Annotated in this window: 12 protein-coding genes; 9 read left to right on the top strand and 3 right to left on the bottom strand. The window is 67.3% G+C overall.

Features of this window, described 5'->3' with window-relative positions:
* The first annotated feature begins 203 nt into the window (after positions 1-203).
* From ndk to der, 7 genes are all read left to right on the top strand, one after another.
* Entirely contained in the window at positions 204-629 is a 426-nt protein-coding gene (gene ndk, locus V3B64_RS15375) for a nucleoside-diphosphate kinase (RefSeq protein WP_008265389.1), read from the top strand.
* A gap of 10 nt (positions 630-639) precedes the next feature.
* On the top strand, positions 640-1,845 hold the full coding sequence (gene rlmN, locus V3B64_RS15370) for a 23S rRNA (adenine(2503)-C(2))-methyltransferase RlmN (protein ID WP_005409296.1): 1,206 nt from the start codon (positions 640-642) through the stop codon (positions 1,843-1,845).
* Positions 1,832-2,617 (top strand): type IV pilus biogenesis/stability protein PilW, encoded by a 786-nt coding sequence (pilW, locus tag V3B64_RS15365; protein ID WP_329914416.1) that lies wholly within the window; start codon positions 1,832-1,834, stop codon positions 2,615-2,617. Before rlmN ends, pilW begins: the two co-directional genes overlap by 14 nt.
* Before the next feature lie 18 nt (positions 2,618-2,635).
* Complete coding sequence (locus V3B64_RS15360) at positions 2,636-3,508, top strand: RodZ domain-containing protein (RefSeq protein WP_189719610.1); 873 nt, start codon at positions 2,636-2,638, stop codon at positions 3,506-3,508.
* A gap of 65 nt (positions 3,509-3,573) precedes the next feature.
* A complete protein-coding gene (locus V3B64_RS15355; protein ID WP_032130493.1) occupies positions 3,574-4,212 on the top strand; it encodes a tetratricopeptide repeat protein in 639 nt (212 codons plus the stop codon).
* Positions 4,212-5,420: an outer membrane protein assembly factor BamB gene (gene bamB, locus V3B64_RS15350; RefSeq protein ID WP_121503076.1), complete on the top strand. Its 1,209-nt coding sequence runs from the start codon at positions 4,212-4,214 to the stop codon at positions 5,418-5,420. The genes V3B64_RS15355 and bamB overlap by 1 nt, the downstream gene beginning before the upstream one ends.
* Before the next feature lie 17 nt (positions 5,421-5,437).
* Positions 5,438-6,835 (top strand): ribosome biogenesis GTPase Der, encoded by a 1,398-nt coding sequence (der, locus tag V3B64_RS15345; RefSeq protein WP_049453247.1) that lies wholly within the window; start codon positions 5,438-5,440, stop codon positions 6,833-6,835.
* Positions 6,836-7,035: 200 nt separating this feature from the next.
* Here der and V3B64_RS15340 read toward each other — a convergent pair whose 3' ends face one another.
* The 3 genes from V3B64_RS15340 to V3B64_RS15330 all read right to left on the bottom strand — a co-directional run bounded on the left by V3B64_RS15340 (position 7,036) and on the right by V3B64_RS15330 (position 9,432).
* On the bottom strand, positions 7,036-7,818 hold the full coding sequence (locus V3B64_RS15340; protein ID WP_329914415.1) for a lysine transporter LysE: 783 nt from the start codon (positions 7,816-7,818) through the stop codon (positions 7,036-7,038).
* Positions 7,819-7,912: 94 nt separating this feature from the next.
* Positions 7,913-8,542, bottom strand: coding sequence for a LysE family translocator (locus tag V3B64_RS15335; RefSeq protein ID WP_329914414.1), 630 nt, complete (start codon positions 8,540-8,542; stop codon positions 7,913-7,915).
* A gap of 74 nt (positions 8,543-8,616) precedes the next feature.
* Positions 8,617-9,432, bottom strand: a complete 816-nt coding sequence (locus V3B64_RS15330) for an AraC family transcriptional regulator (protein WP_197615285.1) — start codon at positions 9,430-9,432, stop codon at positions 8,617-8,619.
* 89 nt (positions 9,433-9,521) lie between these two features.
* Here V3B64_RS15330 and moeB point away from each other — a divergent pair, with 89 nt between their 5' ends.
* Positions 9,522-10,658 carry a molybdopterin-synthase adenylyltransferase MoeB gene (moeB, locus tag V3B64_RS15325; RefSeq protein ID WP_329914413.1) on the top strand — a complete coding sequence of 379 codons (1,137 nt, stop codon included), beginning with the start codon at positions 9,522-9,524 and terminating at the stop codon, positions 10,656-10,658.
* A 523-nt stretch (positions 10,659-11,181) separates the two neighbouring features.
* Entirely contained in the window at positions 11,182-13,014 is a 1,833-nt protein-coding gene (locus V3B64_RS15320) for a monovalent cation:proton antiporter-2 (CPA2) family protein (RefSeq protein WP_049399054.1), read from the top strand.
* Positions 13,015-13,047 lie beyond the last annotated feature (33 nt).

Genomic DNA, 13,047 nt, shown 5'->3' with positions numbered 1-13,047 from the left:
CACCGTTTTGGGCCGCCCGCTCCCCGCCACCCGCTCTCGCCGGGTGGGCCGCCAGCCTGCCGGCCAGCGGCCGGCACTACCACGCTGCCGCTTTATCTTTTACAATTCGCCTACGTTTATCAGGCTAAGCCCGCGTCCCGACGCGGGTTTTTTTCATGTTACCCTTCGGGCCATCAGCGGCCCGATTCCATTGGAGACATCCCATGGCGCTGGAGCGCACCCTTTCGATCATCAAGCCGGACGCCGTTGCCAAGAACGTCATCGGCGAAATCTACGCCCGCTTCGAGAAGGCCGGCCTGAAGGTCGTGGCCGCCAAGTACAAGCAGCTGTCGCGCCGTGAAGCCGAAGGCTTCTACGCCGTGCACCGCGAGCGTCCGTTCTTCAACGCGCTGGTCGAGTTCATGATCTCCGGCCCGGTGATGATCCAGGCCCTGGAAGGCGAGAACGCCGTCCTGGCCCACCGCGACCTGCTGGGCGCCACCAACCCGAAGGAAGCCGCTGCGGGCACCATCCGCGCCGACTTCGCCGAATCCATCGATGCCAACGCCGCCCACGGCTCGGACTCGGTCGAGAATGCCGCGATTGAAATCGCCTACTTCTTCGCCGCCACCGAAGTCGTTTCGCGCTGAGAGTAATGCCGTGAACGAGGTCGTACAGTCCCCCGCCATCCAGCCGCTGCCGAAGTCGGCACCCACGGCTGGCAAGCAGAACCTGCTCGACCTCGATCGCGCGGGCCTGGAGAAGTTCTTCGTCGAGGTTCTCGGCGAGAAGAAGTTCCGTGCCCATCAGGTGATGAAGTGGATCCACCATCGCTACGTCACCGATTTCGATGAAATGACCGACCTCGGCAAGGTCCTGCGCGCCAAGCTGCAGGCCCATGCCGAGGTGCTGGTTCCCAACATCGTGTTCGACAAGCCCTCCGCCGACGGCACCCACAAGTGGCTGCTGGCGATGGGCGTGGATGGCAAGAACGCCATCGAGACCGTGTACATCCCGGACAAGACCCGCGGCACGCTGTGCGTGTCCTCGCAGGTCGGTTGCGGCCTGAACTGCACGTTCTGCTCCACCGCCACCCAGGGCTTCAACCGCAACCTGACCACCGCCGAGATCATCGGCCAGGTGTGGGTTGCCGCACGCCACCTGGGCAACGTGCCGCACCAGATGCGCCGCCTCACCAACGTGGTGATGATGGGCATGGGCGAGCCGCTGATGAATTTCGACAACGTCGTGCGCGCCATGAGCGTGATGCGCGACGACCTGGGCTACGGCCTGGCCAACAAGCGCGTGACCCTGTCGACCTCCGGCCTGGTGCCGCAGATCGACCGCCTGTCTGCCGAAAGCGACGTGTCGCTGGCGGTGTCGCTGCATGCGCCGAACGACGCGCTGCGCGAGACCCTGGTGCCGCTCAACAAGAAGTATCCGATCGCCGAGCTGATGGCCTCGTGCGCACGTTACCTGCGCGCCAACAAGCGCCGCGAATCGGTTACCTTCGAATACACCCTGATGAAGGGCATCAACGACAAGCCCGAGCATGCCCGCGAGCTGGCCCGCCTGATGCGGCAGTTCGACAACGCGGTGCAGGCCAAGGATTCGGGCAAGGTCAACCTGATTCCCTTCAACCCGTTCCCGGGTACCCGCTACGAGCGCTCGGAAGAAGCGCATATCCGTGCCTTCCAGAAGATCCTGCTCGACAGCAACGTGCTGACCATGGTCCGCCGCACCCGTGGCGACGACATCGACGCCGCCTGCGGCCAGCTCAAGGGCCAGGTGATGGACCGCACCCGCCGCCAGGCGGAGTTCAACAAGACGCTGCAGGCGGGGAAGGGGAGCGATGCCGCGGCCTGACCGCCTCTGGCTGGTTCTGTTCGCAGGCATGCTGGCCGTTGCGGTCGGCGGCTGCAAATCCCATCCCAAGGCCAAGCTGGGCCCCAGCGAGGCGCCGGTCTACTCGGTCCGTGATCCGGACAGCGTGCGGCGCCAGGTGCGCCTGCAGGACCTGCTGGCCCTGGCCGCCCGCGACATGCAGGTGGGCAACCTCGATGCGGCCGAACGCAAGGCGCGCGAGGCGCTGAAGCTGGCCCCCGAGTCGCCCGATGCGCTGGTGCTGCTGGCCGGCATCGACGAGCGCGGTGGCCGCACCCAACAGGCTGGCGAGAGCTTCCGCAGGGCTGCCGAGCAGGCGCCGCAGCGCGGGGACATCCTCAACAATTACGGCGCGTGGCTGTGCCAGCAGGGCCGGCCGGCCGAGTCGCTGGTCTGGTTCGATCGTGCGCTGCAGGCGCCGGGCTACGCCACGCCGGCCGAGTCCCAGGCCAATGCCGGGGGCTGTGCGCTGGACGCCGGCCAGTTCGAACGTGCCGAGCGCGACCTGCGTGCGGCGCTGACAACGCTGCCGGGAAACCCGGTCGCGCTGGAGGCGATGGCCCAGCTCAGCTTCCGCCAGGGCCGCTTCATGGAGGCCCGGGCCTTCGCCGAACGTAGGATTGCGGCTGCACCCGCAACGCGTTCCGTGTTACAACTTGCGTCTCAAATCGAAGCGCGGCTGGGTGATCGGGCGGCATCTGACCGCTATCTTCAGCGCATTCGACAGGAATTTCCGCAGGAAGCGGGCTCCTAACTCCAGGGTTGATGCATTGTGATTGATGACCAGACTGTGAGCGCTCTCGAGACTGCGGCCGGCTGCGGCAGCCGCCTGCGCCAGGCCCGCGAGGCGGCCGGACTGACCCTCGAAGATGTCGGCTCGCGCCTGCGCATGCCGGTCCAGGTGGTCAGGTCGCTGGAAGAGGAGCAATGGCAGAAGCTGGGGGCGCCGGTGTTCGTGCGCGGCCAGCTGCGCAGCTACGCGCGCCTGCTGGACGTGGATGTGAGCCAGCTGCTGGAGCAGGCCCAGGTCGGCCCGGTGGTTCCGCCCACCCTGGTCAGCCATACCCACACCCCGCGTGCGCGCCGCATTGCCGAGAATCTTGGCCGTCGCGTGCTGTATGTCGGTATCACCGCGGTGCTGGCGGTGCCGGTGTGGTTCGCCACCCGTGGTCATTTTGATGGCAGTGCGACGCCGTCGCCGAACACCGCTTCGCTGGACGCGATCCCGGCCGCTGTGCCGGTGACCCCGTCTGCCGCCGGCGTCGAGCCGGCCGCCGTGGCTGACGTGGCGAGCGCCCCGGCCAGCAAGCCGGCCGCCACCCCGTACGTAGCCTCGCTGGCCCCGGTACCGCGTTCAGCCCCGGCACCGGCGGCTGCCGCCAACACGCTGGACATGCAGTTCAGCGGCGACAGCTGGGTCGATATCGGCGGCCCGGACGGCGCTACCGTCGAGAAGGCGCTGATCAAATCCGGCGAGAGCCGCAGCTTCACGCCGGGCCAGGTGACCCGGGTGACCCTGGGCAACGCCTCGGCGGTCCAGGTTCAGCAGAACGGCGCTATCGTCGATCTGACCCCCTACCAGCGAGCCAACGTGGCACGCTTTCAGGTATCCTCTGAAGGCTCCGTAGTCCCGGTTTCGCACTGAGGCGCGGTTTCACCACCTTCGATTAATCCCAATGGTCCCTCCCGATGGGCGGGGCGAGAGTACGCATGGCGATCGACGATCTGCTCGACGAGCACGAACAAAGTGAACGCGTCCGCAGCTGGCTGCGGAAGAATGGCGCCAGCATCCTCGGTGGCGTAGTCATCGCCATCGGTGCCATTGCCGGTTGGCAGTGGTACCAGAAGGATCAGGGCGGCAAGCTGGCCTCGGCCAATGTCGAGTACCAGAAGGCGCTCGTTGGCCTGCAGCAGAACAAGCTCGACGACGCCTCCAAGGCGGTCAAGGCGCTCGAAGCCGGCCCGTCCAGCATCTACGGCGACCTCGCGGCGCTGCAGCTGGCCAAGGCCCAGGTCGACGCCGGCAAGAACGAAGAAGCCCTGGCCACCCTGCGCGGCGTGAAGGTCGAAGGTGACCTGCAGCGCGTGGTCGACCAGCGTGTGGCCCGCCTGCTGGTGGCCACCGGCAAGAGTGACGAGGCGATCAAGCTGCTGGGCAGCGCCACCGACAGCAGCAGCCTGGAAATCCATGGCGACGCGCTGATGGCGCAGGGCAAGCGTGATGACGCCCGAGGCCAGTACGAGAAAGCGCTGAAGTCGCTGGACGTGGCAGCGCCGCAGCGGCGCCTGCTGGAAACCAAGGTTATGGACGCCGGCGGCACCGTTGCCGCCCCTGCGGAGTCGGTTTGATGAGTCAGAAGGTCATGATCACCCGCGTCGCCACCGTGCTCCTGATGGGCATGGCCCTGACCGGCTGCAGCACCGTGAAGGGCTGGTTCGCCGGCAAGGACGCGGCCGCGAAGAAGGCACAGGAACCGGCTGAGCTGGTCAAGTTCGAGCCGACCCTGAAGGTCAACAAGGCCTGGTCGGTCAACCTCGGCAAGGGCGAGCGCCGCATCGGCGTGCGCCAGGGCCCGGCCGTGGCCAACGGCCACGTGTTCGCTGCGGCACTCACCGGTGGCGTGCACGCCATCGACCTGCAGACCGGCAAGAAGGTCTGGACCTGGGAGCCGAAGAAGGAAAAGAAGAAGGCCAAGCTGCGCCTGTCCGGCGGCCCGGGGGTCGGTGAGAACCTGGTCGTGATCGGCACGCTCGATGGCCAGGTCATCGCCCTGGACATCAACGATGGCAGCGAGAAGTGGCGCGCCCGTGTTCCGGGTGAAGTCATCGCCGCGCCGGCCATCGCCCAGGGCGCGGTCTACGTGCGCAGCAATGACGGCCGCATCACCGCATTCGATGCCGGCAACGGCACCCAGAAGTGGTTCAACCCGAGCGAGCTGCCGGCGCTGACCGTGCGTGGCAACGCGCCGGTGGTGACCGGCCCGGGCGTGCTGTTCATCGGCAAGGACGAGGGCGCGGTTGCCGCCCTGGCCCAGCAGGATGGCCGCACCCTGTGGGAACAGAATGTGGGCAACGGTGAAGGCCGTACCGAGCTGGAGCGCATGGCCGATGTCGACGGCGCGCCGGTGCTGGATGGCAACACCCTGTTCGTGAGCAGCTTCAAGAACCAGACGATGGCCATCGAAGGCCCGACCGGTCGCCCGCTGTGGGCGCGCGACCATGGCGGTGCCGGTGGCGTGGCGGTCTCGTCTGGCAATGTGTTCGTCACCGACAACAAGGGCGGCGTGTTCGGCCTGGACAAGGCCAGCGGTGCGGCGATGTGGTCGCAGACCGCACTGGCCCGTCGCTCGCTGACCGGCCCGGCACTGCACGGCGACTACGTCGTGGTCGGCGACTACAAGGGATACGTGCACTGGCTGCAGACCTCCGATGGTGCGATGGCGGCACGGGCAAAGAGCGGCGGTGACGCCCTGCTGGCCCAGCCAATCGTCGTAGACGGGGTGCTGCTGGTGCAGAACGTTGATGGCAAGCTGACCGCCTTCCGGTTGGCAAATTAAAAATTGGAGTAATCGCGATGCTGCCTTTGGTCGCCCTGGTTGGACGGCCGAATGTCGGCAAGTCGACTATTTTCAATGCGCTTACGCGCACCCGTGACGCGCTGGTCCATGACCAGCCCGGCGTCACCCGCGACCGCAACTACGGTGTCTGCCGTCTGGACGAGGACAATCATTTCCTCGTCGTCGACACCGGCGGTATCGCGGAAGAGGAAGAGGGTCTGGCAGGGGCTACCACCCGCCAGGCCCGTGCCGCTGCGGCGGAAGCCGACCTGATCCTGTTCGTGGTCGATGCCCGTGAGGGAACGTCGGCGATGGACGACGAGATCCTGGCCTGGCTGCGCAAGCTGTCGCGCCCGACGCTGCTGCTGATCAACAAGATCGACGGCACCGACGAGGACACCGTGCGTTCGGAGTTCGCCCGTTACGGCTTCGGCGAGATGCTGACCGTGTCGGCTGCGCATCGCCAGGGTCTGGACGACCTGCTGGACGAAGTGGTCCAGCGCCTGCCGGAAGAAGGCAGCGGCGAAGAGCTGGACAACGATCCGAACCGCATCCGCATCGCCTTCGTCGGCCGCCCGAACGTGGGCAAGTCCACCCTGGTCAACCGCATCCTCGGCGAGGAGCGCATGATCGCCTCCGACGTGCCGGGCACCACCCGCGACTCGATCGCCGTGGACCTGGAGCGTGATGGCCGCGAATACCGCCTGATCGACACCGCCGGCCTGCGCCGTCGTTCGCGCGTGGACGAGGTCGTCGAGAAGTTCTCGGTGGTCAAGACCATGCAGTCGATCGAGCAGTGCCAGGTGGCCGTGCTGATGCTCGACGCCACCGAAGGCGTGACCGACCAGGACGCCACCGTGCTCGGTGCCGTGCTCGACGCCGGCCGCGCGCTGGTGATCGCCATCAACAAGTGGGATGGTCTGACCGAGTATCAGCGCGAGCAGGCTGAAACCATGCTGTCGCTGAAGCTGGGCTTCGTGCCGTGGGCCGAGTCGGTGCGCATCTCGGCCAAGCATGGCTCGGGCCTGCGTGAGCTGTTCCGTGCGGTGCACCGCGCGCACGAATCGGCGAACAAGACCTTCACCACCAGCGAAGTGAACAAGGCGCTGGAAGTGGCGTACGAGACCAACCCGCCGCCGACCATCCGCGGCCATGTCTCCAAGCTGCGCTACGTGCACCCGGCCGGGGCAAACCCGCCGACCTTCATCGTGCACGGCACGCGCCTGAAGGAGCTGCAGGAATCGTACAAGCGCTACCTGGAGAACTTCTTCCGCAAGCGCTTCAAGCTGATCGGCACGCCGGTGAGCTTCATCTTCCGCGAGGGTACCAACCCGTACGAGGGCAAGAAGAACGTCCTCACCGAGCGGCAGGTCAAGGCCAAGCGGCGCTTGATGAAGCACGTCAAGGGCAAGTGATGCAGAGAAAGGCGGCCGTAGGGCCGCCTTTCTTGTTTGTGGTAGTGCCGGGGGCGGGGCGGGCCCCCCCCGGGGGGGGGGGGGGGGGGGGGGGGGGGGGGCGGCTCCCCCCCCCCCCGCCCCCGCCCGCCCCCCCCCCCCGCCCCCCGCCGCCCCCCCCCCCCCCCCCCCCCCCACTACCGTGTATCTACAGACCTCGATCAGGGCGGACTGCTGCGACGAGCGCGGCAATGCGGCAACGCGCATGGGATGCCTCGGCCGCGCCGCGATGTTGAAGCCGGTTGCACCTGGCTTGTGGCGGGGATTGATTCCGGCAGCTGCACCTGCCCCGTGATGCTTGCCCAGACCAGGGTCGTACCCAGTGCACCTGCCAGGTACGCCACCGACACCGCCCCGATCAGCAGGCCCGCGGCATGCTCCAGCCATGGAAGCAATCGGCAACACCCCTGTGCCCTGCGCGGATGGCTGCCGAGCCACGCCATCAGCAGGCCGAGCGACAGCGCGACGCCACTCAGGCAGGCCACGTAAGCGGCCTGGGTGCCCGTGTCGGCAACGAGGCCGGTAACCAGGGCTGCAATCGCGAACTGCAGCATCCAGTTGCTGCTGCTGGCGAGCGCCAGCAGGCATCCTGCTTCGGCGTGCGGCCAACGGGAGCGGGCGCGCAGGCCCAAGGGCATCTGCAGGGAAAGCGGAGAGAACGGGGTCAAGCCGGCGTCGCGCAGGCACATGCCCGCCAGGCGCAGCAGCAGGAGGCAGCCCGCGCACTGCATCGCCAGCGTCCACAGGCCGCGGTTTCCCAGCATGCCCGCTGCAACGAAAGCCGTCGCACAGATGACGCCCGTACCGATGGCGATACCGAACGACGCGGCCATGGCGGCGTGCCCGCCCGCGCCCATCGCGGTGCGCAGGATCTTCGCGTGATGCGAAGCAGGCAGGAGCATGGCGAAGCCGTACAGCGCCGCGACGATGAAGAACTGCTGCACGTAAACCTGCCACTGACCTACAGAAAGTGCAGAGTGTGGGCGGGTGTGAACGCGCGGTATTGAACGCCATTGCGACAGGCGCGAATCGCCGGCATCAGCCGGCCCACAGCGACACGACGATCCATAGCGCCAGTGCGATCATCAGAAGCCCTGCGGCCCGCTCCAGCCAGGGAAGGGCGCGTGCGAACCGACCCAGCACCCACGGGTGGCCGACCAGCGCGGCTACCAGCAGATCCCAAAGCAGGAGGATGCCGAACATCCACGCGCCATAGAAGAATTTCGTTGCGGCGTTGGCCTGCGGGCCGTTGAGCATTGCCGCCAACGTTGCGTAGAACAGCGCATTCTTCGGGTTCAGCAGCGCAGACAGGGCGCCCAGCCCTGCCGCCTTCCACCACCCGTGCGTATCGTCTGCGCGCGATTCCGCGGCAGGTGCCTGCAGCGTCGTCGAGCCCGCATGGCGCAGGAACAGCGTGCCGAGGTACAGCAGGAATCCGCAGCCCGCCAACTGCACCGCAATGAACCCTGCGCTGCCTGCGCGCAGCATGGCAATTCCGGTGAAAGCGGCCACGATGAAGACGCCGTTGCCAACGGCGATGCCTGCGCAGGCGCCACTGGCGGTGCGCCAGCCAGAGGTGATCGCGGTGCGTGCAACGAGGAAGAAATCGGGACCGGGTGAGAGCAGGGCGAAAAAATGAACGGTGGCGATGATCAGGAACTGTTCCATCGGGTCCGGCGGCGGCTGGCTGGGGCGCCAGTCTGGGGATGTGCCGCGCGGTGGTATTGAACGTTATTGCAGGCTCAACGCCGGTACTGGCCCGGGGTCGCACCGGCGTGGGCCTTGAAGACCCGCTGGAAATGACTCTGGTCGGCAAAGCCCAGTGCATGCGCGACCACAGCCAGTGCCTGGCCTTCGCACAACCGTCGGCGAGCCTCCTGGATGCGTTGGTCGATCTGCCAGGCGTGTGGGGTCAGGCCCGTGGCACGTCGGAAGGCGCGGATCAGCTGGTAGCGGCTCATGCCTGCCAGCGATGCCAGTTCCTGCAGGGCCGGGGTGTGTTCGAGCCGCTGGCGCAGAACGTCCATCACCGGCTGCACTCGCTGCTGCAATGCGGCATCTTCAGGCGGGCCAGCGACGGCTACACCATCGTGTTCATCCAGATCGCCGACGAACGCGATCAGGGCCGCTTCCTTGACGCTGACCGGATCGTCGGAGAACAGCGTCTCGTTGAGCTGGCAGTACTGCTGGTAGCGCGGGCGATGGTGGGAAATCCGGATGGGTTCCTGCTGCCAGTCGGGTCCGGGCAGGCCGTCATACTCGGCGCGGACTTCGGCCATCCAGCGCGCATCCAGGTGCAGCATCTGGTAGCTCCAGACCTGGCCGGGCAGGGGGTTGCAGGCATGCACGCGGCCTGCGGGTACGCCGACCAGATTGCCGGGTTGCAGCAGGCGCGGTCCTTCCGCCGCGCCGGTGAACACACTGCTGCCAGCGTCCACGGCGCCGATCGAGAAGGTGTCATGGCTGTGCGGGCGATGGCAGGCGCGGCTGTCGCACGCCCGTCGGCTTTCGACGAAGGGCATGCGCGGGTCACGCCAGAATTCGGTGGCAGAGCGCATGCAGCGGTTCCGGAATGCAGGGAGCAACGCCCGCATGGTGCCATGTTCGGGGCAAGGCGCGTCGAGGGTGTCTGCGCGATAATGTGGCCATGAGCATCCAAGAGCTTTCCCCCGCGCAGGCGCGCGAGCGCCTGGCCCATGGCGCCGTGCTGATCGATGTACGCGAGGCGCATGAACGGGCCGGGGGCATGGCCGAGGGCGCGCGCGGCGTGGCCAGGGGCGAGCTGCAGGCCGACCCGGCCGCGCATCTGCCAAAGCACGACCAGGAGATCCTGCTGATCTGCCAGAGCGGCAAGCGCTCGGCAGATGCTGCGCAGTTCCTGCTGGAGGCCGGCTACACCCACGTCGCTTCCGTGACCGGCGGTACCGTGGCCTGGCGCGAGCAGTCGCTGCCGCTGGTGCAGCCGCTGGCCAGCGCCGCCGACCGCGACTTCTACGACCGCTATTCGCGCCACCTGCTGCTGCCGCAGGTGGGCGAGGCTGGCCAGCGTACGCTGCAGCAGTCGCGCGTGCTGGTGCTGGGCGCGGGCGGCCTGGGCGCGCCGGCCGGCTTCTATCTGGCCGCCGCCGGGGTAGGGCACCTGCGTTTCGCCGACCACGACCGGGTGGAGCGCAGCAACCTGCACCGGCAGATCGTGCATACCGAGGCCAGCGTCGGCCAGCTCAAGGTCGATTCCGCGCGCGAGCGGCTGCTGGCGCTGAACCCGTCGATCGAGGTCGAGGCGGTGCCGGAGCGGGTCACCTCCGAGAACGTGGATGCGCTGCTGGAGGGCGTGGACGTGGTGCTGGACGGCTCGGACAACTTCCCGCTGCGCTACCTGCTCAACGACGCCTGCATCAAGCACGCCAAGCCACTGGTGTATGCCGCCATCGAGCGCTTTGACGGCCAGGTAAGCGTGTTTGACGCTGGCCGCCAGCGTGGCGTGGCGCCGTGCTACCGCTGCCTGTTCCCCGAGCCGCCGCCGCCAGAGTTCGCGCCGAACTGCTCCGAGGCCGGCGTGCTGGGTGTACTGCCGGGATTGGCCGGTGTGCTGCAGGCCACCGAGGTGCTGAAGCTGCTGCTGGGCATCGGCGAGCCGCTGGTCGGCCGCCTGCTGCGCTTTGATGCGCTGGGCATGCGCTTCCGCGAGACCGGCATCCGGCCGGACCCGCATTGCCCGGTGTGCGCGCCGGGCGTGCCGTTCCCGGGGTATATCGATTACGCCGCGTTTTGCCGGGGCGGGTGAGGCTGGCCGGGGAATGCGTTGGTAGATGCCGACCTTGGTCGGCGCTCTTGTGCCAACCAAGGTTGGCACCTACCGAAGCGGGTGCATGGTTGGCACCTACCGAAGCGGGTGCATGGTTGTCAGCTACCGAAGCGGCGCATGGTTTCAGGATCCCGCATCCGGCCGGACCCGCATTGCCCGGTGTGCGCGCCGGGCGTGCCGTTCCCGGGGTACATCGATTACGCCGCGTTTTGCCGGGGTGGGTGAGGCTGGCCGGGGAATGCGTTGGTAGATGCCGACCTTGGTCGGCGCTCTTGTGCCAACCAAGGTTGGCACCTACCGAAGCGGGTGCATGGTTGGCGCCCGCCGATGCGCATGCATGGTTGGCACCCATCGGCGCGCATGCATGGTTTCGGGATGATGCTGGGGGTCACTCCTGGCATCGTTCCACCTCCAAGACAATCCGGCGCAACATGCGTGCTATTGCCGTCATCGGCATTGCTCTATTGTTGAACCCGATTCTGGATCTTGGGGAAAACACCGCATGGCGGTAGAAGCAGCGACCAGCGAGCTGGTCAAGGTCGTGGCCCTGTTGGGCGCGGCGGTGGTGATGGTGCCTTTGTTCCGCCGGGCCGGCCTGGGCTCGGTGCTGGGCTACTTCGCTGCCGGCCTGGCGATCGGACCGTTCGGGCTGGGCTGGTTCTCCGACCCGCAGGCCATCCTGCATACCGCCGAGCTGGGCGTGGTGATGTTCCTGTTCGTGATCGGCCTGGAGATGCGGCCCTCGCACCTGTGGAGCCTGCGCAAGGAAATCTTCGGGCTGGGCACGCTGCAGATCGTTACCTGTGCGGTAGTGCTGACCAGCATCGCCAAGCTGTTCGGCCTGCCATGGCAGGTGGCCTTCATCGGTGCCACCGGCTTCGTGCTGACCTCCACCGCGGTGGTGATGCAGCTGCTGGCCGAGCGTGGTGACATCGCGCTGCCGTCGGGGCAGAAGATCGTCTCCATCCTGCTGTTCGAAGATCTGCTGATCGTGCCGTTGCTGGCGCTGGTGGCCTGGATGGGCCCGAGCGCGGGCAGTGCCGACGGCGAGGGCTCGCGTTGGTTGTCGGTGGCGATCGGTGTCGGTGCCATCGTCGGCCTGGTGCTGGTCGGTCGCTTCCTGCTCAACCCGCTGTTCCGCGTGCTGGCCGAATCGAAGGCGCGCGAGGTGATGACCGCCGCCGCGCTGCTGGTGGTGCTGGGCGCGGCGCTGCTGATGCAGCTGTCCGGCCTGTCGATGGCGATGGGCGCGTTCCTGGCCGGCGTGCTGCTGAGCGAATCGACCTTCCGCCACCAGATTGAAGCGGACATCGAGCCGTTCCGCGGCATCCTGCTCGGCCTGTTCTTCCTCAGCGTGGGCATGGCGCTGGACCTGGGCGTGGTGGCTGGCAACTGGCAGCTGATCCTCGGCCTGGTGCTGGCGTTGATGGCGGCCAAGGCGCTGTGCATCTACGTGGTGGCGCGCGTGATGGGCAGCGACCACGCGCAGGCGCTGGATCGTGGCGTGCTGATGGCGCAGGGCGGTGAGTTCGCCTTCGTGTTGTTCTCTGCTGCCGCATCGGCCGGCGTGATCGACCTGGAGATCAATGCCAACTTCACCGCCGTGGTGGTGCTGTCGATGGCACTGACCCCGCTGGTGGTGCTGGTCTACAAGCGCATCGCCCCGAAGCCGACGGTGAACATGGACGGCGTGGACGAGGCCGATGGCCTGTCCGGCAGCGTGCTGCTGATCGGCTTCGGCCGCTTCGGCCAGGTCGCGAGCCAGTCGCTGCTGGCGCGCGACGTGGACGTGACCATCATCGACAACGATGTGGAGATGATCCAGAGCGCCGCGCGCTTCGGTTTCAAGATCTACTACGGCGATGGCACGCGTCTGGACGTGCTGCATGCCTCAGGCGCGGCCACCGCGCGTGCGATTGCGGTGTGCGTGGACAAGGCCGAAGCGGCTGATCGCATCGTTGAACTGGTGGCGCATGAGTTCCCGCAGGCCAAGCTGATGGTGCGCTCGTTCGACCGCGAGCATTCGCTGCGGCTGATCCATGCCGGTGTCGATTTCCAGATTCGCGAGACGTTTGAATCGGCAGTGCTGTTCGGCCAGGCCGCGCTGGTGGAGCTTGGCGCGGATGAAGACGATGCGGTGGAGATTGCAGAGCAGATCCGCCGTCGTGATGCCGAGCGCTTCGAGCTGGAGATTGCCGGCGGTGGCTTGAATGCCGGCGCACGGATGATCTACGGCAACAGCCCGCAGGGCGTACCGACGCCGACGCCGTTCACCGCGCCCAAGCGGGAGAGCAAGACGCTGAACCCGCAGGATGTGCCGGAAGAGGAAGAGTAGCCCCGGTAGTGGGGGGGGGGGGGGGGGGCCGGG

It is taken from the genome of Stenotrophomonas sp. SMYL86 (genome assembly GCF_036320025.1).
Taxonomy (GTDB): Bacteria; Pseudomonadota; Gammaproteobacteria; order Xanthomonadales; family Xanthomonadaceae; genus Stenotrophomonas; species Stenotrophomonas maltophilia_A.
The sequence above is the reverse complement of the archived record's forward strand: the minus strand, read 5'-3'. Positions and strand labels throughout refer to the sequence as shown.

What these genes read in the sequence shown, in the direction of transcription:
- V3B64_RS15320 (WP_049399054.1), top strand. Translation starts at nt 11,182, where the DNA reads ATGGCGGTAGAAGCAGCGACCAGCGAGCTGGTCAAGGTCGTGGCCCTG.
- moeB (WP_329914413.1), top strand. Translation starts at nt 9,522, where the DNA reads ATGAGCATCCAAGAGCTTTCCCCCGCGCAGGCGCGCGAGCGCCTGGCC.
- bamB (WP_121503076.1), top strand. Translation starts at nt 4,212, where the DNA reads ATGAGTCAGAAGGTCATGATCACCCGCGTCGCCACCGTGCTCCTGATG.
- der (WP_049453247.1), top strand. Translation starts at nt 5,438, where the DNA reads ATGCTGCCTTTGGTCGCCCTGGTTGGACGGCCGAATGTCGGCAAGTCG.
- ndk (WP_008265389.1), top strand. Translation starts at nt 204, where the DNA reads ATGGCGCTGGAGCGCACCCTTTCGATCATCAAGCCGGACGCCGTTGCC.
- V3B64_RS15355 (WP_032130493.1), top strand. Translation starts at nt 3,574, where the DNA reads ATGGCGATCGACGATCTGCTCGACGAGCACGAACAAAGTGAACGCGTC.
- V3B64_RS15335 (WP_329914414.1), bottom strand. Translation starts at nt 8,542, where the DNA reads ATGGAACAGTTCCTGATCATCGCCACCGTTCATTTTTTCGCCCTGCTC.
- pilW (WP_329914416.1), top strand. Translation starts at nt 1,832, where the DNA reads ATGCCGCGGCCTGACCGCCTCTGGCTGGTTCTGTTCGCAGGCATGCTG.
- V3B64_RS15330 (WP_197615285.1), bottom strand. Translation starts at nt 9,432, where the DNA reads ATGCGCTCTGCCACCGAATTCTGGCGTGACCCGCGCATGCCCTTCGTC.